The following is a 24,618-nucleotide window of genomic DNA, read 5'->3' as shown; positions in this document are numbered from 1 at the left end:
TCGCCACTCGCCACCAGGTGCAAGCACCCGTGCTGCCGTTCGACTTGCATGTGTAAGGCATGCCGCCAGCGTTCAATCTGAGCCAGGATCAAACTCTTCAGTTCAAACCTGTTACTGTTTTCGGTTCCGTAGAACCGGTCGCTCACTCAAAGCTGACAGGAATATGAATCACTTCATAAACCTGACTTACTTTAGTGTGAGACTCTTGATACTTTCGCTATCTGATCCGAGGATCAGCTCGCTTTCATCAAGCGCCCACACTTATCGGCTGTTAATTTTTAAAGAGCATTTCTGCGAGAAACTTCGTGTTTCCCAGCAGCGCTGCGTTTTCAGCAGCAGAGAAGCGAGATTATGAACCGTGTTTCGCAGCTCGTCAACAACTTTCTGAACGACTTCGTTGCGACCGCGGGGCTCAACTTCCTGCGCCGCCGCAGCTCGTTACCACCGAACCTCAACAGCACCGCTTCCCTCTCTCCCGCGCCGCGTTTCCGGTAGCGCGAAAGAGGCGTGATTCTAAGCAGCTCGCGGCATTCGCGCAAGGGATTTCGCAAAAAATTTAAGGGGCCGCACGCTGCCGCGTGCGGCCCCTTAAATATGGAGGCAACCGGCCCTGTCAGAAGGCCGCGCGCATCTGGCGTGCGACGATCTCCATATAGTGATCGAGATCCGGCGTCATCTTGCCTTGCTTCTTCGCCGTATCGTCCCAGCGGCGCAGGCGCAGCGCCTCCTCCGCGTACGGGCGCTGCAGAAACGCCGCCGCCTCGTCGTCGCTGAAAATGCCGCCCTGCAACGCAAGACTGCGCACCGAGTCCGGCGACAGGCTCTCGAAGTAGCCGGCGTCCGTGCGGCACAGGCAGCGCTTCGCGTCGACGTGCAGCCGGATCGGTTCCAGCACCGCGTCGGAAAACAGCGGCCGCAGGAACGGCAGCACGTAATACTGGTGCAGATCGTCTATCCCGCGCGCGCTCGGCGTCTCGCCCTGGCGATTCAGCAGATGGCCGAGATCGTGCAGGAACGCCGCCGCGACCAGCGCTTCGTCGGCCCCGGACTCCTCCGCGAGCAATCCGCTCTGCAATGCATGTTCGAGCTGCGTGACCGGTTCGCCGCTATAGGCCACATGGCCATGCTCGCGATACAGCGCGTGAATCTCGTCCATCGTCAGCGCCATTCGCTTACTCCCAAGGCAGCGAGAACGTCTTCAGGTTCGTGAAGCTCTTCATCGCCTCCTGGACGCCCTCCTTGTACCCGAGCCCCGAATCCTTGATCCCGCCGAACGGCGACAGTTCGATCCGGTATCCCGGCACTTCCCACACGTTCACCGTGCCGACTTTCAGCTCGTTCACTAACCGCACGACGGCCGCCGTGCTGTCCGTACAGACGCCCGACGACAGCCCGAACGCCGTGCCGTTGCTGATCCGGATCGCGTCGTCGATCGTGTCGAACGCGATGACGGGCGACACGGGCCCGAACGTCTCCTCGCGCACGATCGTCATCGACGGATCGACGTTGTCGAGCACGGTCGGCGCGTACAGCGCGCCGCGCCGCACGTTGCCCGTCAGCAGGCGCGCGCCCTGCGCCACCGCCTCGTTGACGCGCGCCTCGAACAGCCGCGCCGCCGCTTCGTCGATCACGGTGCCCATTTCGTTCGCGGGATCGAACGGATCGCCGTGTTTCCATGCACGTGTCTTCTCGACGAGCAAGTCGGTGAACGCTGGCGCGATCGAGCGCTGCACCAGTATCCGCTTGACGGCCGTACATCGCTGGCCCGAATTCCGGTACGACCCGCACACCGCAAGCGACGCCGCGCGGTCGAGATCGGCATCGGCGAGGACGATCAGCGGATCGTTGCCGCCCAGCTCCAGCACGATGCGCCGGTAGCCGGCCCGCGCGGCAATCGCCTTGCCGATCGCGACGCCGCCGGTGAACGTGATCAGCGACGCATGCGGATGCGTGACGAGCTCGTCCGCGATTTCGGCCGGGTTGCCGGTCAGCACCTGCAGCATCGGCTCCGGCAGCCCGGCTTCGTACAGCAGATCGGCCAGATAGAACGCCGACAGCGGCACCTTCTCCGACGGCTTCACGATCACGCGGTTGTTGGTCGCGATCGCCGGCGCGATCTTGTGCGCGACCTGGTTCATCGGATGATTGAACGGCGTGATCGCGACGATCACGCCGTCGAGCGGCTGGCGCTGCGAGAACACGCGCCGCGCCTTGCCGTGGGGCGTCAGGTCGCACGAAAAACTCTGCGCGTCGTCGCGCAGCGCCTCGACCGCGGCGAACTTCAGCACGTCGGCGACACGGCCGATTTCGTAGCGGGAATCCTGTTTCGACAGCCCCGACTCGAGCGTGATCAGGTCGGACGCTTCGTCCGCACGTTCGCGCAGCAGCGCGGCCGCACGTTCGAGAATCTGCGAACGCTCGTAGCGCGTCAGCGCCGGCCGGTACGCCATCGCGTAATCGAACGCGGCGCGCACGTCGTCGACGCTCGCCAGCGGCGCCGTACCGACGCGCGCGCCGGTGTACGGATCGGTGACGTCGAACACACGAGCACGCCGCGCGCGCGTGCCGCACCACCGCAGCGCCTCGGCGCGGAACGCCGGGTGGTCTTGCCGGGGATGAGCCATCATGTCGCGATCCGGTTCAACACGAAATCGAACACGTCGAAGTTGCGCGGGCGACGTGAGGGATCGTCCCGCTCGACGCGGCGATTGAACAACAGCGGCACCTCCTGCTCGGACACGCCGCCATGCGAACGCAACGGCACCGTGAGGCCCGACAGATCGTGTTCGCGCTCGCGCGTGCCGAGCGTCATGTCGCGACGGCCGATCACGACGAGATCGCCGATCCGGTCGGCCGGCAGTTCGAAACGTGCCGCGGCTTCCGCGTTGTCGAGCACGAGCTCGACGCCGTCGAGGCCGCCGACACGCCACATCGCCTCGGCCCGGTCGACGCCCGGCGCCAGGTAGATCGTCGCAAACGAACCGAGCGCGCCGTGATGGACGACGTACGGATCGGTAATCGGCAGGATCACGCGCGCAGCCTGCGTGCCGTACCAGCCGTCGAAAGCGTCCTGCAGATAGATCACGTTCGGCCGCCCCGTCGCCGGATCGTGCTTCGCGTTCATCCCGTGGTCGGCCGTGAGCCCGATCGCCCAGCCGAGCGCGTCGAGCTGCGCGAGATAGCCGTCCATCATCGCGTAGAACGCGTTCGCCCCGGCACTGCCCGGCTCGCACTTGTGCTGCACGTAGTCGGTGGTGGACAGGTACATCAGGTCGACCTGACGCGTCTGCGCGAGCCGCACGCCGGCCGCGAACACGAATTCGGACAACGCCGCGCTGTATACATCCGGCGACGGCAGGCCGACCCAGTCGAGCACGTCGACGATCCCGTTTTCCGCGAGATTGGCCTGCGCGGCCTTCTCGGCCGAAAAGCAGACGCCGTTCAGTTGCCAGCCGAGCAGCCGGCGCAGCTTATCCTTCGCGGTCACGACGGCCACCCGCGCGCCGGCGTCGGACGCCGCCGCGAGCAGCGTGCCGGCGCGCAGGTAGGCCGGGTCGTTCATCATGACTTCGGCGCCGCGCCCGCCGTCGGCGGCAGGATCCCAGAAATAGTTGCCGCAGATGCCGTGGACCGACGGCGGCACGCCGCAGACGATCGACAGGTTGTTCGGGTTGGTGAAGGTCGGCACGACGCAATCGGCGCGCCACGCGGTGCCTTCCGCGATCATCCGGGCGATGAACGGCGCGACGCCCGCTTCCACCGTGCGTTCGAGATAGTCGTATTCGCAGCCGTCGACACAGACGACGACGGTCGGCTCGACCGGCAGCCGGTAGCGTCGGCCATTGACGTCGATCGAGCGTCCCGCGAGATTCGCCGACCCATTGCCGGCGGCCCGTTGCTCGCCGGGGCGCCGCAACGCGAACGCGGCGTTCACGATGCCGCCCGCTTGCCGCGCGGCACGCGCGCGGCGATCAGCAGCAGCGCCGCGAGCGACGCGCCGAGCATCAGCAGCGACAGCGCGGACGCCGGCAGGTAATAGCCGCGCTCCACCTGGCCGATCACGACGATCGGCACGGTCGCGAAGCCGGGCGGATACACCGTCAGCGTCGCGCCGAGCTCGCCGAGCGACAGCGCAAAGCCGAGCGCGAGGCTCGCGCGCAGCGCCGGCACGAGTTGCGGCAGCAGCACGCGGCGCAGCACCATCGCGGGCGGCGCACCGAGGCTCGCCGCGGCTTCGCGCAGCACGGTCAGCTCCGGACGCAGCGCGGCGGCCGCGCAGCGATAGCAGAACGGCAGAATCAGCGCGAGCTGCACCAGCACGACGATCGCCGCCGAACTCGACAGGTCGAGCGGCTTCTGGTGATACGCGATCAGCACCGCGAGCCCGAGCACGACGCTCGGCACGCCGTTCGGCACCATCACGAGTGCGTCGACGACCGCGCCGAGGCCGCGCCGGTCGCGCCCTTCGAGCGCGAGCGCCAGCCACAACCCGAGGACCGTGCCAAGCGCCGAGACGCCGAAGCCGATTTCGAGGCTCGTCAGCAGCGCGTCGTATTCCTGCGACCCGAGCCGCTCGAACCAGCGCAGGCTGTAGCCGGCCGGCAGGATCGTGCCCGACCACTGCGTCGACACGCTCGACAGCGCGACGACGATCACCGGCAGCACGAACAGCCAGAAGCACGCGAACGCGGCCAGCGCGAGCGCGGCGCGCGACGCATGCTCGAGCAGCGCGTCGGTCCAGCCGATCCGGTGACGCGGCACGGCCTGCCCGATACGAAATTCAGCGGACATCGTTCCCTCCCGTCGCACGCCGGTTCACCCGGCGATAAACCGCATACAGCGCCAGCGACAGCGACAACATCACGACCGCGCCGGCCGACGCGGTCGGCAGGTCGAGATCGACGGTCGCGCTGCTGTAGATCGCGACCGGCAGCGTGACGAGCCGCGCACTGCCGAGCACGAGCAGGATGCCGAACTCGTTCAGCGTCAGCAGGAAGCACAGCACGGTGCCGGCGGCGATGCCCGGCCATGCGATCGGCAGCACGACGCGACGCGCGAGCATCCAGCTGGGCGCGCCGAGGCTGCGCGCGGCTTCGATCAGCCGCAGGTCGAGCGTCGCAAACGACGCGAGCGTCGGCCGCACGACGAACGGCGTGTAGAACACGGTCTGCGCGAGGATCACGCCGCCTATGCCGAACAGGAAGTCCAGCGGCGGATTCTCGAGATGAAACAGGTGCTGCAGCGCAATGCTGATCGAGCCTTGCGAGCCGTACAGGAAGATCAGCGTGAACGCGACGAGAAACGACGGAAACGCGACGTACAGTTCCAGGAAGCGCGTGACGAGCGACGCGCCCGGGAACGGCCTGAAGAACAACAGCGCGGCCAGCAGCACGCCAAGCACCGACGCGGTGCCGGCGCTCGCGAACAGCACGCCGAGCGTCGTCAGCAGCACGTTGCGCGTGTCGGGATTGCCGAAGAAGGTCCGGTATGCGGCGAAACTCAGCCCATGATCGCCGGACACGCTCAGCAGCACGAGCCGCACCAGCGGATAGACGACGAGCGGGCCGAGCACGACGATCGCGAGCGCGGCGAGGTGCAGATCGCCGATGCGCCTGCGGCGCCGCGCGGCGGCGGCATGCGCGGCGGCCGACGCGAGCACCTGCGGCGGGAGGCCGGCTTCAGGGCTCGATAAGGACGACATCGTCTGCCTCGCAATGCAGGGACACGCGCGCGCCGCGCTCGGGAGCCGCGCCGCGGCCGCGTTGCATCGTCACGCGCACCGGCTCGTCGGGCGCCGCGTCGATCACGACCGCGATCGACAGGTCCGCGCCCTGCCATTCGACCGACGACACCGTGCCGTGCAGGCCACCGGCCGCGGGCGGCATCACGGTCAGGCGCTCGGGGCGCACGCACGCGACCTTGCCGCGCACTTCGTGGCGCGGATCGCCGAGCGGGAAGATCACGTGTGGCGGCAGCAGGTTCGCCGGGCCGAGATAGCGCGCGACGTAGCCGTCGCGCGGCGCGTCGTACAGCTGCTGCGGCGTGCCGAGCTGCGCGATGCGGCCGTCGCGCATCAGCAGCGCGCGGTCGGACAGCACGAGCGCGTCGTCGCGGTCGTGCGTCACGCAGACGACGGTCAGGTTCGGCAGGCGCTCGTGCAGCGCCTTCAGTTCGCTGCGCACCGACGCGCGCAGGTTGGCGTCGAGCGCCGACAGCGGCTCGTCGAGCAGCAGCACGTCGGGCTCGATCACGAGCGCGCGCGCCAGCGCGACGCGCTGCTGCATCCCGCCCGACAGCTGCGCGGGCAGATGGTGGCCCGCATCGCCGAGCTGCACGAGCTTCAGCGCATCGGCGACGCGGCGCGTCACTTCCGACGACGCCATGCCACGTGCGCGCAGCCCGAATGCGACGTTCTCGAACACCGACAGGTGCGGGAACAGCGTGTAATTCTGGAACAGCAGACCGAGGTTGCGCTTGTGTGGCGGCGCATAGGTCAGGTCGCGTCCGGCCACGGTCAGCGTGCCGGTCAGGCCATCGGCCTTCACGAACCCGGCGATGAAGCGCAGCAGCGTGGTCTTGCCGCAGCCGCTCTTGCCGAGCACGGTCAGAAATTCGCCGGCGCCGATCGACAGCGACAGATCTTCGAGCACCGTGCGTGCGCCGTAGCGCACGCTCAGGTGTTCGATCTGCACGCCGCCCGGCGCGCCGGACCGCAGCGTCGCGTGCGGTTCGACGGCGCCGAATGCGCCGGGATGGGTCAGTGTGGTGTCCACCGGGTTCATCCTCTTGCTCGCTGATACGGGCGGCGTGCGCCGGTCACTTCGGCTTGACGACGTCGAGCGGCTTGCCCGAGCTGCCGATCACGTCCTTCTTCCAGCGCTCGATCCATTCCGGCTTCTTCGCCATCACCTGGGCCCAGTCGACCGGAATCAGCTTCACGCCCGCGATCGCCTTCTTGACCGCTTCGCCGTTCTTGCCGGCCAGCGGCACGTCGGTGCGGCCCGGGATGCCGTACATGTCCGGCACCTTCGACTGCACTTCCGTCGACATCAGATAGTCGATCAGCTTCCTGCCGGCATCCTGGTTCGGGCCGCTCTTGATCAGGCCGATGCCGTACGGGAGCTGGAACGTGGTCGGCTGGTCGCCGGCCTTCGCGGCCAGGAAGATCGGCTTGACGGACAGCGCGCCGTGTTCGGCGTCGTCGAGGTCCATCTGCAGATCGCCGTTCGCGACGCTGATCTCGTTACGCGACAGCAGCACGTTCAGGTATCCGGTACCCTTCGTGTGGAACTTCACGCTCTGCGACAGCTTCGCGAGGTAGTCGAATGCCTTGTCCTCGCCCATCAGCGACGTCGTCAGGATCAGCACGGCCATCCCGTCGCCGGCCGTGGCCGGGTTCGAGTACGCGACCTTGCCGGCGTAGGCCGGCGCGAGCAGGTCGGCGAACGTCTTCGGCTGGCTTTTCACGACGTCCGGATTGATCGCGAACGAGAAGTAGTTGTTCACGAACGTCGCCCACGTGCCGTCCTCGGCCTTCGCGATGGCCGGCACGTTCTTGTAGTTCACGCTCTGGTACGGCTGCAGCAGGCCCATCTGGCCGGCCTGCTGGATGAACGGCGGCAACGTGACGATCACGTCGGCCTTCGGGGAGCTCTTCTCGATGTTCGCGCGGTTCACCACCTCGCCGCTGCCCGCCGTCACGATGTTGACCTTCACGCCTTCCTTCTTCTCGAAAGCCGGCAGCACATCGCGATAGAGATTCTCGAGACCGTCCGCCGTGTACAGCACGACCGCGCTTGCCGCATGCGCCGGCAGCGCGGCGCCTTGCAGCAGACCGGCGGCGCAGGCGGCCAGCGCGAGCTTGCGGAACGCGCCGGCAGCGGCGCGCGAGGGTTTCTGCAGTGTCATCTCACTTCTCCGTAGGCGGAACACCAAACGGCCGGGGCACGATCCGGCTCTCCTGTTATCTCCGGGCAGGCCGCCTCGCGGCCCGCCGCGCTACCGCGCTCGGGCTGCGTGTCGCGCGGCAACCGAAGGATCACAGCGTTCGATGACAAAGCCGTGACGAATGCCACAATTTCCAAAAAATGACACATTTTGCCACTATCATGCAAGTCATTCAGAAACGCCGTCCGGCGTTTCCTTCGCCCTTTGCTGGAGATAAAGACCATGCCCGCCCCGATCTTGCTGACGCCCGGCCCGCTCACCACGTCCGCCACAACACGCCACGCAATGCAACATGACTGGGGGTCGTGGGACGCCGCCTTCAACCAGCTGACGGCCAGCGTCTGCGCCGATCTCGTCGCCATCGCCGGCGGTGGCGACGCATACGTGTGCGTGCCGATGCAGGGGAGCGGCACGTTCTCGGTCGAAGCCGCGCTCGGTACGCTGGTGCCGCACGACGGTGTCGTGCTGGTGCCCGACAACGGCGCGTATTGCGCGCGCATTCTGAAGATTCTCGGCAGGCTGGGCATCGACGCGATCGCGTTGCCGTTCGGCGAAGACGCGGCCGTCGACGCGGCGGCCGTCGAGGCCGCGTTCGCGCGCGAGCCGCGCATCACGCACGTCGCGCTCGTGCATCTGGAGACGAGCGCCGGGATCCTGAATCCGCTCGATGCGATCGCGGCCGCGTGCCGGCGGCACGGCAAGCGGCTGATCGTCGATGCGATGAGTTCGTTCGGCGCGCTGCCGATCGCGCTGGCTGGCAGCGGCATCGACGCGCTGATCTCGGCCACCGGCAAATGCCTCGAAGGCGTGCCGGGAATGGGATTCGCGATCGTGCGGCGCGACGCGCTCGACGCGAGCGAAGGCCACTCGCCGTCGCTCGCGCTCGATCTCCACGATCAGTACGCGTATCTGCGCAAGACGGGGCAATGGCGCTTCACGCCGCCGACGCACGTGATTGCCGCGTTGCGCGCCGCGCTCGACCAGTACCTCGCCGAAGGCGGCCAGCCGGCGCGCGGCGCGCGCTATGCGGACAACTGCCGGACGCTGATCGAATCGATGCGCGCGCTCGGCTTCGTGCCGTTCCTCGACGCGAGCGTGCAGGCGCCGGTAATCGTCACGTTTCACGCGCCCGACCATCCGGCCTACGATTTCCGCCGCTTCTACGACGCGGTGCGCGACGCGGGCTTCATCCTGTATCCGGGCAAGCTCACGCGGCTCGAGACGTTCCGCGTGGGCTGCATCGGCGCGATCGACGCGGACGATATCCGGCGCGCGGTCGCCGCCATCGCGGCCGCGGTCGAATCGCTCGGCATCGCGATGCAGCACGCATGAAGTGGGGTGCATGCCGGCCCGCGCGCCGGCGCACGCAAACAAAAATGCCCGGCGGCCGATCGGCCACCGGGCGAACGCACCGCGTGTGCGGGGAGCCTGTACTTACAGCTCGATCCGCTTGATGTCGCCGACGACGAAGATGTACGACAGCGCACCGATCAGCGCGATCACGCCGATGAACACGAGCGCGCCGACGAACGAGCCGGTCGACGCGACGATGAAACCGACGACGAGCGGCGTGATGATGCCGGCGAGGTTCGCCGCGAAGTTGAAGATGCCGCCCGTCACGCCGAGCAGGCCGTCCGGCGCGATGTCCGACACGAGCGTCCAGCCGAGCGCGGCCATCCCTTGCGCGAAGAACGCGACCGACATGATTGCGATCACGGCTTCGTTGCTCTGCACGTAGTTCGCGAGAATGATCGTCGATGCGAGCAGCAGCCCCGCGATGATCGGCAGCTTGCGTGCGAGGTTCGCGGACTTGCCGCGGCGCAGCAGCCAGTCGGAGAAGATGCCGCCGAACATCACGCCGACCGACGCGGCGATGAACGGCATCACCGCGAAGAAGCCGATCTTCAGCCAGCCCATGTGGCGCTCGGTGGCCAGATAGGTCGGGAACCAGGTCAGGAAGAACACGAGCGTCGAATTACCGGCGAACTGGCCGAGGCAGATGCCCGCGAGCTGGCGCTTCTTCACCAGTTGGCCAACCATCGACCAGCTGAACTTGGCCTGCGCCGGCTTGTCGCCCTTGTCGCCGTTCTTGCGCGCGCCATGAACGAGACCGCCGCCCGCCTCGATATAGGCCAGTTCCGCCGCGTTCGCGCCCGGATGGTTGCGCGGCTCGTGGTAGAACTTCCACCAGACGAAGCCGAACGCAATGCCGACCGCACCCACGACCCAGAACAGCGAGCGCCAGCCGAACGCGCCCATCAGCGCGAACAGCACCGGGCTGAAGAACGCGAGGCCGATGTATTCGCCGACGGTATAGGTGCCGGTCGCCATCGCGCGTTCGTTCTGCGGGAACCACGTCGCGACGACGCGGCTGTTGGTCGGGAAGCACGGCGCTTCCGTCACGCCGAGACCGAGGCGGCACGCGAGCAACGTCGCGACGCCCGGCACGAAGCCTTGCAGGAACGTGCACAGCGACCACAGCGTCATCGACCAGTAATAGGTGATCTTGCTGCCGAAACGGTCGAGGAACAGGCCGCCGGGCACCTGCATCGCCACGTACGTCCACGAAAACGCGGAGAACATGATGCCCATCACGGCCGCATTGATGCCGAGCTCCTTGGTGAGCTGCGGCGCAGCCACGCCCAGCACGGTGCGGTCGAGATAGTTGATCATCGTGCCGATCGCGAGCAGCGCGAGGATCTTGTAGCGTGCCGACGTGCGCCGGACCGTGCCGGCCGCCTGCGCCGACGCGGCGCTCGTGTGGGTGGTGTGCTGCATGGTCGTCTCCTGGTCTCTTTGTGTGTCTGTAAGGGGTCAGCGCGCGACGAGCGACTGAAAATGACCGAACATCCGCTCGGCGTCGGGCGTGCGCCCGGTGAAGAGCTCGAACGCGTCGACGGCCTGGTACACGGCCATCCCGCCACCCGGCAGCGTCGCGCAGCCGGCCGCGCGCGCGGCGTGGATCAGCTCGGTTTCGAGCGGGAAATACACGATGTCGGCCACCCACATGCCCGCGTGCAGCAGGTCGGCCGGCAGCGGCAGGCCCGGATGCTTGGCCATGCCGGTCGGCGTGCAGTGGATCAGGCCGGTCGCGGCGCGCATCGCGGCCGCGAGCGCGCCGCCAGAGGGCGCGCCGCCCGACACGACCTGCGCGGCGGGGAAGCGCTGCTGCAGCTCGGCCGCGAGCGCGGTGGCGCGCGTGCCGTCGACGTCGAAGATCGTGAGTTCGGCCGCGCCCATCTGCAGCGCCGCGTGCGCGACGGCCGCGCCCGCGCCGCCCGCGCCGAGCTGGACGACGCGTTCGAGCGACGCGCCGGGCAGCCCTCGGCCGAACGATTTCGCGAAGCCCGACCAGTCGGTGTTGTGGCCGATCCGCTTGCCGTCCTTGAACAGCACGGTGTTCACCGCGCCGAGCGCGCGCGCGTCGTCCGACAGCGCGTCGAGGTGCTCGATCACGCGCTGCTTGCACGGGTGCGTGATGTTCAGCCCGTTGTAGCCCATCCGCTGCGCGGCATCGAGCAGCTGCGGCAGCGCGTCGACGCTCACGCCGAGCACGTCGAGATCGAGGCGCCGATACACGTAGCCGAAACCCTGGCGGAAGCCTTCTTCCTCGTGCATCGCCGGCGACAGCGAACCGCCGATGCCCTGGCCGATCAGGCCGATCAGAAACGACGGGCGGCTCATCGTGCGGCTCCCTTCGCGAACAGGGTCGCCAGGCGCTGCAGCGCGAACACGTAGCCCTCGGTGCCGCAGCCGCAGATCACGGCTTCGGCGAGCGCCGACACGTACGAATGGTGGCGGAACGCCTCGCGGCGATGGACGTTCGAGATATGCACTTCGATCACCGGCTTCGCGATCGCGGAAAGCGCGTCGGCCAGCGCCACCGACGTATGCGTATAGGCGGCCGGGTTGATCACGATGCCGTGCGTGTCGTGACGCGCGGCATGCAGCCAGTCGATCAGCTGGTGCTCGGCATTCGACTGGCGAAAGTCGATGTCGAGCCCGAGCCCATCCGCCGCCGTGCGGCAGCGCTGCTCGAGATCCGCGAGCGTTTCCGCGCCGTAGATATGCGGCTCGCGCGTGCCCAGCAGATTCAGGTTCGGGCCGTTCAGCACCAGCACCTTGTGCTTGCTCATCGTGTTTCTGCTCCTGAAACAGGGGCGGACCACGATCGGCGCCGCCCCGAAGACATCGGAATTTGGCGCTAGTGTGCGCCCGGGCGAGCGGGCTGTCTTTTCGGGTTTTCGCTAATTTGTACCATCTAGTTAGTTTGTACAATACGCATCACTAGCCTAGTAAATTCGGGATATGGCGCGCGCACCGAACTCAACGACTGGTTCATTCAGGGTCGGTTCGAGCGGCGCCATACCCCGCTCATCCGCAGGAATCGCCATGCAGCGCTCGATCGCCACCGTGTCACTGTCCGGCACGCTCGCCGAGAAACTCGCCGCCATCCAGGCCGCGGGCTTCGACGGCGTCGAAATCTTCGAAAACGACCTCGTCTACTTCGACGGATCGCCGGCCGATGTCCGGCGCATGGCCGCCGATCTGGGCCTCGACATCGTGCTGTTCCAGCCGTTTCGCGACTTCGAGGGCGTGAGCGCGGCCCAGCTCGCGCGCAATCTCGACCGCATCAAGCGCAAGTTCGACGTAATGCATGCGCTCGGCACCGACCGCATCCTCGTCTGCAGCAGCGTGGCGGCCGACACGATCGCCGACGACGCGTTGCTCGTCGACCAGCTCGGCGTGCTCGCCGAAGCCGCGCGGCAGGCCGGCGTGGTGGCCGCGTACGAAGCGCTCGCGTGGGGCCGCGTCGTGAAGCGGTACGGCCACGCGTGGAAGCTCGTGAATGCGGTGAACAGCCCGCATCTCGGCCTGGCGCTCGACAGCTTCCACACGCTGTCGCTCGACGATTCGCCGGACGCGATCGCCGACATCCCCGGCGACCGGATCGCCTTCGTGCAGATCGCCGACGCGCCGAAGCTCGTGATGGACGTGATCGAATGGAGCCGCCACTACCGCTCGTTCCCGGGCCAGGGCGACTTCGACCTGGCGCGCTTCACCGCGCGCGTGATCGAGTCGGGCTATACAGGGCCGCTGTCGCTGGAGATCTTCAACGACGGCTTCCGCGCGGCGCCGACCGCGCTCACGGCCGCCGACGGCCATCGCTCGCTGCTCTATCTGGAAGACCTGACGCGCGCGCGGCTCGCCCAGGAGGGCCGCGCGCCGGCCGCCAGCCAGCCGCTGTTCGCGCCGCCCGGGCCGCCCGCGCACGTCGGGTTCCAGTTCATCGAATTCGCGGTCGACGCGCAGGCGGCGGCGACCGTCGGCGAATGGCTCGGCCGGATGCGCTTCCGGCTCGCCGGCCGGCATCGCTCGAAGGACGTGACGCTGTTCCAGCACGGCGCCGCATCGATCGTGCTCAATGCCGAGCGCGACTCGTTCGCCGATGCGTTCTTCCAGCAGCACGGGCTGTCGCTGTGCGCGTCGGCGTTTCGCGTCGACGACGCGAAAGTGGCGTTCGAACGTGCGGCCGGCTTCGGCTATGCACCGTTCTCCGGCCGCGTCGGGCCGAACGAGCGCGTGCTGCCGAGCGTGAAGGCGCCGGACGGCAGCCTCGAATATTTCGTCGACGAAGCGCCGGATGCGCCGACGCTGTATGAATCGGACTTCGTGCTGACCGACATCGACGGCCCGACCGAAGTCGGCCCGCTGACGGGCATCGATCACGTGTGCCTCGCGCTGCCGGCCGACGCGCTCGACACGTGGATCCTGTTCTTCAAGACGGCGTTCGGCTTCGAGGCCGAGCGCAGTTGGCTCGTGCCCGATCCGTACGGGCTGATGCGCAGCCGCGCGGTGCGCAGCGCCGACGGCTCGGTGCGGATCGCGCTGAACGCATCGGTCGACCGTCATACGGCCGTCGCGGAATCGCTCGACCGCTACCACGGCACGGGGCTGAACCACGTCGCGTTCCGCACCGACGACATCGTGAAGACGGTCGCCGCGTTCGCGGCCGATGGCGTTCCGTTCCTGCGCATTCCGGCCAACTACTACGACGATCTCGCCGCGCGTTACGCGCTGCCGGACGAACTGATCGACACGCTGAGCGCGCACCACCTGCTCTACGACCGCGACGAGGACGGCGGCGAATTCCTGCACGCCTATACGGAACTGGTCGACAACCGCTTCTCGCTCGAGATCGTCGAGCGGCGCGGCGGGTACGACGGCTATGGCGCGGCGAATGCGGCCGTGCGGCTCGCCGCGCAGGCGCAGCGCAGGAAATAGGGCGAATCGGGTATCGTGGGCATCGACAGTGGAGGTGGTCCGCGGTTGAAGCAAGGAGGCACGTCCCGCGCGCACCATCGTGGCGAACGAGACAGCCGCGGATCAGCCCGCGCGGGTCACCGCGATCGGCCCGGGGACGCTCATAAAAAAGCCCGCATCTCTGCGGGCTCGTAAGATTAACGGCGCATCTTCATGCAGGTTTGGCATGCGCTTCATGTAAGGCCTCCAACGCCGCACGCGCCAGGAAACCACTCCTGGTTTCGTGACGGGATGCCACATACGCGTCAATCTTATGAAGTACAAATCTTGGCAAACTTACGTTAATACGCTCAGGCTTCGAGTCAAGCTGAGATAAGTCAACGCTCACGAAAGCCCACACAGCCCCTGCGTAGTCCGGGTTGCTTGCCAAATTTTCGATGGTCGAGCAATTAAAGGCGACGTCCTCGCCCAGCTCGATTAAGGTCTCGACATGAGAGACGATTGCTTCTTTTGTGTTCCTGATTGCATCATCGATGGTCTCGCCCCAGGAATGAACGCCCGGTATATCCGGAACAATCACTCCGTAGACGGTCCCATCGTCCTTATGGATTGCGATGGGAAATTCCATGTTTGCCATTCCTTTGTTGTCCTGCTTCCGTGGTAGCACTAGCTTCTCTTATGTACCGCTTATTGACATTCGTCTTATGTGAAGCGACCTTGGTTGCATCAATTTTAAAAGTACTGCTTCCTTCCCCTGCATCCTGTTGGGTCGGTAAAAAACCGCCGGTCACTTCAGACCAGCGGTTTTCAGGATGCTCTTTGTTGTCCCCATTGGCAGGTCCTTGTTCGGGTGTGGAACCGTCGCAAGCCCCGGCTTCGTGGGGTGTTTGAAGTGGTGGTGGCTGCCTTTCGTTCTTACCAAAAACCAGCCGTCCTCTTCCAGCATCCGGATAAGCTCTGTTGAACTCATGGCTCCTCCGCTGTGCTTGTGTGTAATTATACACACGGACAAGGAGGGCACAAGTATTTTTGTGTAGTTGTGTGTATAGCGACAGGCCGTCGCTTGGGCGAGGTGTTCAAGGCGCGGAAACGCCGGGAGGCGGCCCCTGAGGATGACTCTGAGTTACATCCCGTAACTCGCACCGCAGTGCAGCATTGCGTCGCCTGCCCCGATTTTAAGAATCGCTTAAGTCTTCGACGGCACCATCCGCAGCCAGTACCCGATGGTTATCTCGAAAAGGAGGAAAGCGATGAGCGCCGTAGAAGCACCCGCGGGCCGCCCGGCCGCGCCCCCTGCAAAGAAGACGATGCTGCGCCGCCTGCTCAGTCATCATGAAATCGCGACGCTGCTCGTGCTGCTGCACGCACCGATCGGCGCGAACGCCAAACCCGAATTGCCCGCGCTGCAGGAAGCCGGCCTCGTCGAAATGGTCAAGCTCGACCCCGATACGGCCCCGAGCTTCCGGCTGACCGAAGACGGCACGGCCGTCCTGAAAGGGCTCGGCTACCGCTGAGCCGCCGGCTTCAGTCTCTCCCGCTTCCCCGCCTTACCGCCTCACCCGATCCCCGCGACGCGCCGGCCACGCCGGCGACTGGCGTCACCCCGCCCGCTCCTGCAGCATCAACCGGTATTCCGTCGGCGTCACGCCGACCGTCGCCTTGAACTGGCGCGTGAACGCGCTGTGATCCGTGTAGCCGCATAGCGCGGCGACGTCGGTCACCTTGTCGTGCGTGACGAGCAGCGCGGTGGCCGCGTCGAGCCGCGTCTTCAGCAGCACCTGGCGCGGCGTCAGATGGAACACCTTGTGGAAGTAGCGTTCGAGCTGCGCGACCGACATCCCGGCCATCTGCGCGAGCTGCTTCAGGTTCAGCGGCTGCACGTAGTGATCCTGGATGTGCTGGACCACGTCGGCGAGCCGGCTGTACGCCGGGTGCGATCCCTCGTGCGCCTTCAGGTCGCGCGAGATGCCCGCGAGGCCGACCACCCGGCCCGCGGCGTCGCGCAGCGGCTCCTTGCAGGTCAGGCACCAGCCCGGCTGACGGCCCGGATACAGGTGCAGCTCGAGCTGATCCATCAACTGCTGGCCGGCATTGATCGTCGCCATGTCCTGCTCGAAATAGCTGCGGCCGAAGCGGCGCGGAAACACCTCGTCGGCCGTCTTGCCGAGCAGGTCGCGCTTGTCCTTGTAGCCGCAGCGCATCGCCAGCGTGCGGTTGACGAGCGCGTAGCGGCCGCTCGCATCCTTCACGAAGAACGCGACGTCCGGCAGCGCATCGAACACCGGTTCGAGCAGACGGAAATGCGCGAGCATCGCGCCGAAATCGGCGTTGTCGGGCGGGTCGCGCAACGTGTCGGACAGGCTCATGGGCGGTACGGCAGGCAAGGTCGTCATCCCGGCAACCGCGAAGCGAGTGGCAGATGGCGTCGATTATAGGAGCGCCCCTTCGATCGCGTTGCATCGAACGCGGGGCGGGCAAGACGGTGGCCGGCGGCATCGCGCGCCCCGACAGGCTCCATCGGAGGGGCAATGCTGGTTGCGCACGCAACCAATGCGCCCGGCGTGCGGGCCGGCGACCGTTCCGCCTTCGCCGCAGCCGGCGCAGCGCATCGACACGCCGGCGCCACGCACCGGATCCGTCATCCTAAAAATGCCGGCGACCCGCGTCTTGGCGGGTTTGCGCATTCGCCATGACGATTTCGGCATATATCAGGGTAATCGACGATATGCCGATATCGTCGCCGGCCACGCATCGAACGCGCAAGACGCCCGTATTTTCGTTACCTAGACTTCGCTTCACGGTCACGAGACGACCTCCCGCCGCTGCCGCAATCGGCATGCACGCTCGCCGCATCCACGGTCGCGCACGCCGATTCCGGCACAGCCTGCGCAGCAGGCGGCACGCCTGCATGGCCTGCGCATCGGCTTGCGGACCGAACCGTCTCGCCCGGTTTACCGGCGCCGGCCCGCATGCCGGCGGCGGCCCAACCACGCCATCAAGGGGAAGTGAAAGTGAAGCTGAAGGTATCGCACGTCGCGCTGGCCGCTGCCTGCGCACTGTCGGGCGCGCACGCCGTCGCCGCCGACGTCGTCAAGATCGGTTTCGCCGCGCCGCTGACCGGCCCGCAGTCGAATTACGGCACGGACATGCAGAAGGGCGTGCAACTCGCGATCGCCGATTTCAACGCGACGCATCCGACGATCGGCGGCAAGCCCGTCACGTTCCAGCTCGACTCGCAGGATGATCAGGCCGACCCGCGCACCGGCACGACCGTCGCGCAGCGGCTGATCGACGGCAACGTCCGCGGGATCATCGGCCACTTCAACTCCGGCACGAGCATTCCCGCGTCCGACCTGTACGATCGCGCGGGGCTGCCGCAGATCTCGATGGCGACGTCGCCGCAATACACGGCGCGCGGCTACAAGACGACCTACCGGCTGCTGACGAGCGACGCGCAGGCCGGCCGCATCGTCGGCACGTACGCGGTGAAGACGCTGCGCTTCAAGCGCATCGCGATCATCGACGACCGCACGGCCTACGGCCAGGGCATCGCCGACGAATTCGCGAAGGCCGTGGAAGCGGCGGGCGGCACGATCGTCAAGCGCGACTTCACGAACGACAAGGCGCTCGATTTCTCGGCGATCCTGACCAACCTGAAGGGCGTGAATCCGGACGCGGTGTTCTACGGCGGCGGCGACGCGCAATCGTCGCCGATGATCCGCAAGATGCGCCAGCTCGGGATGAAGTCGGCGTTCGTGACAGGCGAGATGTCGCGCTCGCCGACGTTCCTGAAGGTCGGCGGCGACGCGGCCGAAGGCGCGATCGTCTACATGGGCGGGCTGCCGAAGGAAAAGATGCCGGGCTTCTCCGGCTACGCGGCACGCTACAAGGCGCGGTTCAACGAAGACGTGATCACGTACTCGCCGTACTCGTACGACGGCACGATCGCGCTGCTCACCGCGATGAAGGACGCGAACTCGACCGATCCGAAGGTGTATACGCCGTATCTCGGCAAGGTGTCGATCAAGGGCGTGTCGGCGCCCAGCATCGCGTACGACGCGAAGGGCGACCTGAAGGATGCGCCGGTGACGATCTACAAGGTCGAGCGCGGCGCGTTCAAGCCGGTCGATACGATCGCCGGCAACTGACCAGCGAGGCCCTGCCCCGCGCGGCGCGCCAGCGGCTCACCAGCCGCCCGCGCCGCGCGCGCTTCGGCGGCATGGTCCGAAGCCGTTCCCGGCGCGCGCCCGCGCGCAGGCATTTCGCGCTCCTGTAGAATCCCCCCACCCGCTTTGACGCTTCGTCCGCGCCGCGCCCCATCCTGGTGCGGCGGCACGTGTTTCGCGCCTCACCCGGCGCGCGGCACGCCTCGACGACGCAAGCCGCGCCTTGCCAGTCCATGCCGAAAAGCGGGCCCTGGAGACGCAGCACCGACAACTACATTCGAAAACCGATCGTCCTGACCATGCAAGCTTCCGAATTGAGCGGCGTGCCTCGCGCCGCCGAACGCGCGCTCACGCGCAGCGACTACAAGACCCTTGGCCTTGCCGCACTCGGCGGCGCCCTCGAGTTCTACGACTTCATCATCTTCGTGTTCTTCGCGCCGGCGATAGGACAACTCTTCTTCCCGCACGACATTCCCGACTGGCTACGCCAGTTGCAGACGTTCGGCATCTTCGCGGCCGGCTATCTCGCGCGCCCGCTCGGCGGCGTGATCATGGCGCACTTCGGCGACCTGTTCGGCCGCAAGCGCATGTTTACGCTGAGCGTGCTGATGATGTCGGTGCCGACGCTGCTGATGGGCCTGCTGCCGACCTACGACACGATCGGCATCCTCGCGCCGGTGTTGCTGCTGCTGTTCCGCGTGCTGCAAGGCGCGGCGGTGGGCGGCGAAGTGCCGGGCGCGTGGGTGTTCGTGTCCGAGCACGTGCCGTCGCGCCATATCGGCTATGCATGCGGCACGCTGACCGCGGGCCTCACGGCCGGCATCCTGCTCGGCTCGCTCGTCGCGGCCGGCATCAACAGCCGCTACTCCGCGGCGGAAGTCGGCGCGTTCGCGTGGCGGATCCCGTTCCTGCTCGGCGGCGTGTTCGGGCTGTTCTCCGTGTACCTGCGCCGCTGGCTGCACGAAACGCCGGTGTTCGCCGAGATGAAGGCGAAGAAGGCGCTCGCGGCCGAGATTCCGCTGAAGGCGGTGCTGCGCGACCACGGCCGCGCGGTGATCGTGTCGATGCTGCTCACGTGGATGCTGTCGGCCGCGATCGTCGTCGTGATCCTGATGACGCCCGCGCTGCTGCAAAAGCAGTTCCACCTGTCGCCCGCGACCACGCTGTTCGCGAACAGCGTCGCGACGCTGTGCCTGACGGCCGGCTGCATCACCGCCGGCTCGCTCGCGGGCTGGATCGGCGCGAAGCGCGTGCTCGCGATCGGCGGCATCGGGCTGGCCGCGTGCTATTACCTGCTGTTCGCGCAGGTCGCGGCCGATGCGTCGACGCTGCCGCTCTACTACGGGATCGCGGGCTTCATGGTCGGCACGATCGGCGCGGTGCCGTTCGTGATGGTCAAGAGCTTCCCGGCCGTCGTGCGCTTCTCGGGCATCTCGTTCTCGTACAACGTCGCGTATGCGATCTTCGGCGGCCTCACGCCGGTGATCGTGTCGCTGATGATGAAGTCGAATCCGCTCGCACCGGTCGTGTACGTCGCGGCGATCTGCGTGCTCGGCGCGATCGCGGTGCAATTCTCGAAGGATGCGAAGGACGTGAAGGACGCACGCTGAACGTCGGCGCGCATGCGCCGGCCGGATGAACGAAGGGCCGAATCCCGCGGCGTGCGGGATTCGGCCCTTTTGATTTGCGTCGGCGCAGCGGCGACGGCGCAGGCGTGCTCAGTTCAACGCAGCACGCCGTACGACGAACTCGGCCGACGCAGCGCGTCGATGCTCGCGCCGCCGGCGCCGGTGACGAACAGCAGCAGGAAACCGCCCGCGATCGCGACGTTCTTCCAGAAGTGAATCACCATGTCGTGCTGGACGGCGGCGCTCGTCGCGTCCCAGAAATTGTGCCCGACCATCGCGGTCGCGATCGTGTAGACCGCCATCAGCAACGCGAGCGGCCGTACCTTGTAGCCGACGATCAGCAGCAGGCCGCCCAGCCCCTCGATCGCGACGACGATCGGCGCGACGACCTGTTGATAAGGCACGTTCATCCCGTGCAGATACGCGACGAAGTCGCTGTAGCCGAGCAGCTTCATGATGCCGCCCCACAAGAACAACGCCGCCAGCGCCAGGCGCGCGAAAAAAATGACGCCGGAATCGACGGTACGCGTCATGCCTTTCTCCTCGTATGCAATTCGGCCGTCCGCGCGGGGGGCGCCCGGGCGGTTCGGCGCCGCGCGGCCCGGCAGGGCGCGCGGCAAATGGGCCAGCATAGAGGGTCTTTTCGCGGTGTCCAAGACCTTGTAGCAAATCTTTACAACGCGGCGACCGCGCCGGCAGCCCGGCGCGCTGAAAAACGCGTTTAGCCCGCGTCGCTCAACAACACGCCTTTCTTGAAGATGAAGCAGCCGTAGCCGCGCGTTTCGCCGGTGACGATCACTGCGTACGCCTGCTGCGCGCGCTCGTAGAACGCGAAACGTTCGACGCCGGCAAGCGGCACCGCGCGCCCTTCCGCGCGGTCGATCTCGGCCTGCACTTCGCGCTGCACGGGCGGCACCGCGGCCGCGTCGCCGACGACTTCCATCCGCCATGCGGGCGTGTCGACGAACGTATCGAGCGGCAGCACCGACAGCACGGCGCGCACGACGCGCGCCGAATCGGCGCCGTCGATGCGCAGCGCGCGGCCGACCACCGTGTGCTCCGCGACGGATTCCGCCGGAAAATTCGCATCGCAGATCGCGATTTCGTCACCGTGGCCCATCGCGCGCAGCGTGTGCAGGATGTCGGCGTGCAGCAGCGGGTCGAGATTCTTCAGCATGTCGGTTGTCTCCGGGATCAGGAACGAATCGCATAACGTTACCCGATCCCGGCGGCCGCTGCGCATGTGCCGTTCGCGTCACGCCGCCGCGGCCGGCATTTCGTCGATGAAACCCGTGACCGAAGCGAGGCGGCCCGATGCGTCGACGGTGCCGAAGTCCGAACCCTTCACGATCGCCGCGCCGTCGGGCGACACGAGCGCCCACGAGAACCGCAGGTGCTGGCCGAACGCGTCGACGTCGGTCGTGCGGCGGAAGCGGTACGCGGGGAAGCGTTGCTGCACGGCGGCGATCATCGTGTCGATGCCCGCGTGGCCGTCGCCCGCCATCAGCGGATCGCGATAGGCCGCGTCGCTCGCATACGTCGCGTCGATCAGCGCACGACGGCGTGCGCCGTCGGGTTCGTTCCACGCGGCGAAGTAGCGGTCGATCAGGTCGGCGTGCACGGACGATGCGGATTGAGCGGTGTTCATGGCGAGACTCCTTGTGTCGGTGGACGATATCGCGAACGTTTCGTGTCCGCGTGCCGCCATCGTCGCCGGTCTCGCGCGGGCGGTCGATTACGCAGGAGGTAAGGGAAATCGCGCGTGCGCCATCCCGAAAGAAAACGGGCGCACGAAGGCGCCCGCATTGCGTACCGTCGCTGCCGCGCGCGTCAGGTCACCGGCGCCGGATTGAACAGCGTCAGCGCATTCGCGAGCTTCCATTGCTCGGCCCACGTGCGGCGCTTGCCGCTCGCGACGTCGAGCATCAGCCGGAACAGTTCCCAGCCCATGTCCTCGATCGTCGCCGTGCCGGTCGCGATCCGCCCCGCATCGAGATCCATCAGGTCGTGCCAGCGGCGCGCGAGATCGCTGCGCGTCGCCACCTTGATCACCGGCACCTGCGCGAGGCCGTACGGCGTGCCGCGGCCGGTCGTGAAGATGTGCAGGTTCATCCCCGCCGCGAGCTGCAGCGTGCCGCAGATGAAGTCGCTCGCGGGCGTCGCCGCATACAGCAGCCCCTTCTGCCGTGCACGATCGCCGGGGCGCACGACGCCGGCGATCGGCGCGCTGCCCGACTTCACGATTGATCCCATCGCCTTCTCGACGATGTTCGACAGGCCGCCCTTCTTGTTGCCCGGCGTCGTGTTCGCGCTGCGGTCGACACGGCCGCGCGCCAGATAGCGGTCGTACCAGTCCATCTCGCGAATGATCTCGCGGGCGACCGTCTCGTTCGCCGCGCGCGACGTGAGCTGCGCGACGCCGTCGCGCACTTCGGTCACTTCCGAGAACATGATCGTCGCGCCCGCGCGCACGAGCAGGTCGGCCGCGAAGCCGACCGCCGGGTTCGCGGTGAGCCCCGAGAACGCGTCGCTGCCGCCGCACTGCACGCCGACGACGAGATCCGACGCGGGGCACGTCTCGCGGCGGCGGCGGTTGAGCCGCTCGAGATGCGATTCGGCCATCTTCATGATCGAGTCGATCATCGAGTTGAAGCCGACGTGCGCGGCGTCCTGCAGGCAGACGACGCCGCCGTTGTCGCTCGCGCCGTCGGCGGCCACCGGAATCGCGCCCGGCGGCAGCAGGCGCTCGGGCTGCAGCTTCTCGCAGCCGAGGCTCACCGTCATCACCTCGCCGCCGAAGTTCGGGTTCAGGCTGATGTTGCGCAGCGTGCGGATCGGGATGTCGGCGTCGGGCGCATCGATCGCGACGCCACAGCCGTACGTATGCTCGAGCCCGACCACGTCGTCGACGTTCGGGTAGCGCGGCAGCAGTTCGTCCTTGATCCGCTTCACCGCGTGCTCGACGACGCCCGACACGCACTGCACGGTCGTCGTGATCGCGAGGATGTTGCGCGTGCCGACCGAGCCGTCGGCATTGCGGAAACCCTCGAACGTATAGCCTTCGAGCGGCTCGAGCGGCGGCGCGGCGCGCGTGGCGAGCGGCAGGTCGTCGAGCCCCGGCGGCTCGGGCATGCGCATCGTGCGCTCGTTGACCCAGCTACCGCGCCGCAGGTCGGTCAGCGCATAGCCGATCACCACGTTGTAGCGAATGACCGGGTCGCCGGCCGCGAGGTCGACGAGCGCGACCTTGTGCCCCTGCGGCACGCCTTCGCGCAGCGTCAGCCCGTCGGCGAACGTCGCGCCTTCGGGCAAACCGCCGTCGTTGACGACGATCGCGACGTTGTCGTCCGCATGCACGCGGATGTAGAGAGGGGAAGCAGTCATCGGAATTCCTGGAAGCAGTCTGCGATATCGTTAGTCATCATATGACATTCAACCGCATTCCACGATGCTACGTAAACCCTTATCCGGAAAGACCCTACTCTTTGCCAGTCAGCAAACCGCTTGCGCCGTGCTTTCTTGCGTTGTACGATGACATACAACGACATCGCCACTTCGGCTCGTATGCCGTTCCCGACGAACCAGCACTCGCGCTAGACGGACGACCCAACCATGACTTCACCGCAAGAACTCAAACAGATCATCTCCCACGGCCTGCTGTCGTTTCCGCTGACGGATTTCGACGCCGACGGCAGCTTCCGTCCGTCCACCTATGCCGAGCGTCTCGAATGGCTGGCGCCTTATGGCGCGAGCGCGCTGTTCGCGGCCGGCGGCACCGGCGAATTCTTCTCGCTCACGCAGCGCGAGTACTCGGACGTGATCCGCGTCGCGACGGAAACCTGCAAGGGCAAGGTGCCGATCCTCGCCGGTGCGGGCGGCGCGACGCGCGTCGCGATTGAATATGCGCAGGAAGCCGAGCGCCTCGGCGCGAGCGGCGTGCTGCTGATGCCGCACTACCTGACCGAAGCCAGCCAGGAAGGGATCGCCGAGCACGTCGAGCAGGTCTGCCGCGCGCTGAAGATCGGCGTGGTGGTGTACAACCGCGCGAATTCGAAGCTGAATGCGGACATGCTCGAGCGCCTCGCCGACCGTTGCCCGAACCTGATCGGCTTCAAGGACGGCGTCGGCGAAATCGAAAGCATGGTCACCATCCGCCGCCGCCTCGGCGATCGTTTCGCGTACCTCGGCGGCCTGCCGACGGCCGAAGTCTATGCGGCCGCGTACAAGGCGCTCGGCGTGCCGGTGTACTCGTCGGCGGTGTTCAACTTCATCCCGAAGACGGCGATGGCTTTCTACGAAGCGATCGCGAAGGACGACCACGAAACGGTCGGCCGCCTGATCGACGAGTTCTTCCTGCCGTACCTGAAGATCCGCAATCGCCGCGCAGGCTACGCGGTCAGCATCGTGAAGGCCGGCGCGAAGCTCGTCGGCCACGACGCGGGCCCGGTGCGCGCACCGCTCGTCGACCTGACCGACGAAGAGGCGGCCGAGCTCGACGTGCTGATCAAGAAGATGGGCCCGCAGTAAGCGGGGTTCGCCGGCGGCGCGGGCCCTTCATCGGCACGGCGCGCCGGCTCCGCGCTGATCCGTATCCGTATCACGCGATGGCCGCG

At 66.9% G+C, this 24,618-nt stretch carries 23 protein-coding genes and 1 rRNA gene; 6 read left to right on the top strand and 18 right to left on the bottom strand.

Features of this window, described 5'->3' with window-relative positions:
• The 8 genes from QZM15_RS11010 to phnS form a co-directional block, all read right to left on the bottom strand.
• A 16S ribosomal RNA gene (locus QZM15_RS11010) occupies positions 1-104 on the bottom strand; the annotation flags it as partial.
• Positions 105-613: 509 nt separating this feature from the next.
• On the bottom strand, positions 614-1,168 hold the full coding sequence (locus QZM15_RS11005; RefSeq protein WP_302106361.1) for a phosphonate degradation HD-domain oxygenase: 555 nt from the start codon (positions 1,166-1,168) through the stop codon (positions 614-616).
• 4 nt (positions 1,169-1,172) lie between these two features.
• A complete protein-coding gene (gene phnY, locus QZM15_RS11000) occupies positions 1,173-2,627 on the bottom strand; it encodes a phosphonoacetaldehyde dehydrogenase (protein WP_302106360.1) in 1,455 nt (484 codons plus the stop codon).
• Positions 2,624-3,934: a phosphonoacetate hydrolase gene (phnA, locus tag QZM15_RS10995; RefSeq protein ID WP_302106359.1), complete on the bottom strand. Its 1,311-nt coding sequence runs from the start codon at positions 3,932-3,934 to the stop codon at positions 2,624-2,626. The genes phnY and phnA overlap by 4 nt, the downstream gene beginning before the upstream one ends.
• The gene (phnV, locus tag QZM15_RS10990) at positions 3,931-4,791 is read right to left on the bottom strand and encodes a 2-aminoethylphosphonate ABC transport system, membrane component PhnV (RefSeq protein WP_059582149.1); all 861 of its coding nucleotides are present in this window, start codon (positions 4,789-4,791) and stop codon (positions 3,931-3,933) included. The genes phnA and phnV overlap by 4 nt, the downstream gene beginning before the upstream one ends.
• Positions 4,781-5,701 carry a 2-aminoethylphosphonate ABC transporter permease subunit gene (gene phnU, locus QZM15_RS10985; RefSeq protein WP_226223700.1) on the bottom strand — a complete coding sequence of 307 codons (921 nt, stop codon included), beginning with the start codon at positions 5,699-5,701 and terminating at the stop codon, positions 4,781-4,783. The genes phnV and phnU overlap by 11 nt, the downstream gene beginning before the upstream one ends.
• Entirely contained in the window at positions 5,679-6,782 is a 1,104-nt protein-coding gene (gene phnT, locus QZM15_RS10980) for a 2-aminoethylphosphonate ABC transport system ATP-binding subunit PhnT (protein ID WP_302106358.1), read from the bottom strand. The genes phnU and phnT overlap by 23 nt, the downstream gene beginning before the upstream one ends.
• A gap of 34 nt (positions 6,783-6,816) precedes the next feature.
• Complete coding sequence (gene phnS, locus QZM15_RS10975; RefSeq protein WP_226223691.1) at positions 6,817-7,908, bottom strand: 2-aminoethylphosphonate ABC transporter substrate-binding protein; 1,092 nt, start codon at positions 7,906-7,908, stop codon at positions 6,817-6,819.
• Between the two features lie 261 nt (positions 7,909-8,169).
• Between phnS and QZM15_RS10970 the strand changes: the two genes are divergently transcribed.
• Complete coding sequence (locus QZM15_RS10970) at positions 8,170-9,279, top strand: 2-aminoethylphosphonate--pyruvate transaminase (RefSeq protein WP_302106357.1); 1,110 nt, start codon at positions 8,170-8,172, stop codon at positions 9,277-9,279.
• Between the two features lie 102 nt (positions 9,280-9,381).
• Here the strand turns inward: QZM15_RS10970 and QZM15_RS10965 are convergent, their stop codons facing one another.
• The 3 genes from QZM15_RS10965 to aroQ are packed head-to-tail and all read right to left on the bottom strand — an operon-like array spanning position 9,382 to position 12,083.
• A complete protein-coding gene (locus tag QZM15_RS10965; RefSeq protein WP_059582138.1) occupies positions 9,382-10,725 on the bottom strand; it encodes an MFS transporter in 1,344 nt (447 codons plus the stop codon).
• Positions 10,726-10,761: 36 nt separating this feature from the next.
• Positions 10,762-11,631 (bottom strand): shikimate dehydrogenase, encoded by an 870-nt coding sequence (locus QZM15_RS10960; protein ID WP_059582134.1) that lies wholly within the window; start codon positions 11,629-11,631, stop codon positions 10,762-10,764.
• On the bottom strand, positions 11,628-12,083 hold the full coding sequence (aroQ, locus tag QZM15_RS10955; protein ID WP_059898124.1) for a type II 3-dehydroquinate dehydratase: 456 nt from the start codon (positions 12,081-12,083) through the stop codon (positions 11,628-11,630). Before aroQ ends, QZM15_RS10960 begins: the two co-directional genes overlap by 4 nt.
• Positions 12,084-12,339: 256 nt before the next feature.
• On the opposite strand from aroQ, the gene QZM15_RS10950 reads away from it, so the two are divergent.
• Positions 12,340-14,232 (top strand): bifunctional sugar phosphate isomerase/epimerase/4-hydroxyphenylpyruvate dioxygenase family protein, encoded by a 1,893-nt coding sequence (locus QZM15_RS10950; protein WP_302106356.1) that lies wholly within the window; start codon positions 12,340-12,342, stop codon positions 14,230-14,232.
• 190 nt (positions 14,233-14,422) lie between these two features.
• On the opposite strand, the gene QZM15_RS10945 is transcribed toward QZM15_RS10950, so the two are convergent.
• Positions 14,423-14,839 carry a type II toxin-antitoxin system HicB family antitoxin gene (locus QZM15_RS10945; protein WP_081059227.1) on the bottom strand — a complete coding sequence of 139 codons (417 nt, stop codon included), beginning with the start codon at positions 14,837-14,839 and terminating at the stop codon, positions 14,423-14,425.
• Positions 14,840-14,998: 159 nt separating this feature from the next.
• Positions 14,999-15,181, bottom strand: coding sequence for a type II toxin-antitoxin system HicA family toxin (locus tag QZM15_RS10940; RefSeq protein ID WP_081059224.1), 183 nt, complete (start codon positions 15,179-15,181; stop codon positions 14,999-15,001).
• 280 nt (positions 15,182-15,461) lie between these two features.
• On the opposite strand from QZM15_RS10940, the gene QZM15_RS10935 reads away from it, so the two are divergent.
• Complete coding sequence (locus tag QZM15_RS10935; RefSeq protein WP_006489463.1) at positions 15,462-15,725, top strand: hypothetical protein; 264 nt, start codon at positions 15,462-15,464, stop codon at positions 15,723-15,725.
• 84 nt (positions 15,726-15,809) lie between these two features.
• Here QZM15_RS10935 and QZM15_RS10930 read toward each other — a convergent pair whose 3' ends face one another.
• Entirely contained in the window at positions 15,810-16,604 is a 795-nt protein-coding gene (locus QZM15_RS10930; protein WP_059582127.1) for an AraC family transcriptional regulator, read from the bottom strand.
• A gap of 618 nt (positions 16,605-17,222) precedes the next feature.
• On the opposite strand from QZM15_RS10930, the gene QZM15_RS10925 reads away from it, so the two are divergent.
• Together QZM15_RS10925 and QZM15_RS10920 are read left to right on the top strand one after the other, a co-directional pair.
• Positions 17,223-18,359, top strand: a complete 1,137-nt coding sequence (locus QZM15_RS10925) for a branched-chain amino acid ABC transporter substrate-binding protein (protein ID WP_081083295.1) — start codon at positions 17,223-17,225, stop codon at positions 18,357-18,359.
• A 317-nt stretch (positions 18,360-18,676) separates the two neighbouring features.
• A complete protein-coding gene (locus tag QZM15_RS10920; protein ID WP_059582122.1) occupies positions 18,677-19,987 on the top strand; it encodes an MFS transporter in 1,311 nt (436 codons plus the stop codon).
• Between the two features lie 113 nt (positions 19,988-20,100).
• Here the strand turns inward: QZM15_RS10920 and QZM15_RS10915 are convergent, their stop codons facing one another.
• From QZM15_RS10915 to garD, 4 genes are all read right to left on the bottom strand, one after another.
• Positions 20,101-20,538: a DoxX family protein gene (locus QZM15_RS10915; RefSeq protein WP_059582218.1), complete on the bottom strand. Its 438-nt coding sequence runs from the start codon at positions 20,536-20,538 to the stop codon at positions 20,101-20,103.
• Positions 20,539-20,726: 188 nt separating this feature from the next.
• Positions 20,727-21,182 carry an RbsD/FucU family protein gene (locus QZM15_RS10910; protein WP_059582119.1) on the bottom strand — a complete coding sequence of 152 codons (456 nt, stop codon included), beginning with the start codon at positions 21,180-21,182 and terminating at the stop codon, positions 20,727-20,729.
• Positions 21,183-21,260: 78 nt separating this feature from the next.
• On the bottom strand, positions 21,261-21,653 hold the full coding sequence (locus tag QZM15_RS10905; RefSeq protein ID WP_059582116.1) for a nuclear transport factor 2 family protein: 393 nt from the start codon (positions 21,651-21,653) through the stop codon (positions 21,261-21,263).
• Positions 21,654-21,835: 182 nt separating this feature from the next.
• Positions 21,836-23,389, bottom strand: coding sequence for a galactarate dehydratase (garD, locus tag QZM15_RS10900; protein ID WP_059582114.1), 1,554 nt, complete (start codon positions 23,387-23,389; stop codon positions 21,836-21,838).
• A gap of 228 nt (positions 23,390-23,617) precedes the next feature.
• Here garD and kdgD point away from each other — a divergent pair, with 228 nt between their 5' ends.
• A complete protein-coding gene (kdgD, locus tag QZM15_RS10895) occupies positions 23,618-24,532 on the top strand; it encodes a 5-dehydro-4-deoxyglucarate dehydratase (RefSeq protein WP_059582111.1) in 915 nt (304 codons plus the stop codon).
• Positions 24,533-24,618: the final 86 nt, after the last annotated feature.

Origin of the sequence: Burkholderia sp. AU44665 (assembly GCF_030504405.1) — a bacterium.
GTDB classification, from domain to species: Bacteria; Pseudomonadota; Gammaproteobacteria; order Burkholderiales; family Burkholderiaceae; genus Burkholderia; species Burkholderia semiarida.
The sequence above is the reverse complement of the archived record's forward strand: the minus strand, read 5'-3'. Positions and strand labels throughout refer to the sequence as shown.

Coding starts and splice junctions, on each gene's coding strand:
- QZM15_RS11005 (WP_302106361.1), bottom strand. CDS start 1,168: ATGGCGCTGACGATGGACGAGATTCACGCGCTGTATCGCGAGCATGGC.
- phnY (WP_302106360.1), bottom strand. CDS start 2,627: ATGATGGCTCATCCCCGGCAAGACCACCCGGCGTTCCGCGCCGAGGCG.
- phnV (WP_059582149.1), bottom strand. CDS start 4,791: ATGTCCGCTGAATTTCGTATCGGGCAGGCCGTGCCGCGTCACCGGATC.
- phnU (WP_226223700.1), bottom strand. CDS start 5,701: ATGTCGTCCTTATCGAGCCCTGAAGCCGGCCTCCCGCCGCAGGTGCTC.
- phnT (WP_302106358.1), bottom strand. CDS start 6,782: ATGAACCCGGTGGACACCACACTGACCCATCCCGGCGCATTCGGCGCC.
- phnS (WP_226223691.1), bottom strand. CDS start 7,908: ATGACACTGCAGAAACCCTCGCGCGCCGCTGCCGGCGCGTTCCGCAAG.
- QZM15_RS10970 (WP_302106357.1), top strand. CDS start 8,170: ATGCCCGCCCCGATCTTGCTGACGCCCGGCCCGCTCACCACGTCCGCC.
- QZM15_RS10965 (WP_059582138.1), bottom strand. CDS start 10,725: ATGCAGCACACCACCCACACGAGCGCCGCGTCGGCGCAGGCGGCCGGC.
- QZM15_RS10960 (WP_059582134.1), bottom strand. CDS start 11,631: ATGAGCCGCCCGTCGTTTCTGATCGGCCTGATCGGCCAGGGCATCGGC.
- aroQ (WP_059898124.1), bottom strand. CDS start 12,083: ATGAGCAAGCACAAGGTGCTGGTGCTGAACGGCCCGAACCTGAATCTG.
- QZM15_RS10950 (WP_302106356.1), top strand. CDS start 12,340: ATGCAGCGCTCGATCGCCACCGTGTCACTGTCCGGCACGCTCGCCGAG.
- QZM15_RS10945 (WP_081059227.1), bottom strand. CDS start 14,839: ATGGAATTTCCCATCGCAATCCATAAGGACGATGGGACCGTCTACGGA.
- QZM15_RS10940 (WP_081059224.1), bottom strand. CDS start 15,181: ATGAGTTCAACAGAGCTTATCCGGATGCTGGAAGAGGACGGCTGGTTT.
- QZM15_RS10935 (WP_006489463.1), top strand. CDS start 15,462: ATGAGCGCCGTAGAAGCACCCGCGGGCCGCCCGGCCGCGCCCCCTGCA.
- QZM15_RS10930 (WP_059582127.1), bottom strand. CDS start 16,604: ATGACGACCTTGCCTGCCGTACCGCCCATGAGCCTGTCCGACACGTTG.
- QZM15_RS10920 (WP_059582122.1), top strand. CDS start 18,677: ATGCAAGCTTCCGAATTGAGCGGCGTGCCTCGCGCCGCCGAACGCGCG.
- QZM15_RS10915 (WP_059582218.1), bottom strand. CDS start 20,538: ATGACGCGTACCGTCGATTCCGGCGTCATTTTTTTCGCGCGCCTGGCG.
- QZM15_RS10910 (WP_059582119.1), bottom strand. CDS start 21,182: ATGCTGAAGAATCTCGACCCGCTGCTGCACGCCGACATCCTGCACACG.
- QZM15_RS10905 (WP_059582116.1), bottom strand. CDS start 21,653: ATGAACACCGCTCAATCCGCATCGTCCGTGCACGCCGACCTGATCGAC.
- garD (WP_059582114.1), bottom strand. CDS start 23,389: ATGACTGCTTCCCCTCTCTACATCCGCGTGCATGCGGACGACAACGTC.
- kdgD (WP_059582111.1), top strand. CDS start 23,618: ATGACTTCACCGCAAGAACTCAAACAGATCATCTCCCACGGCCTGCTG.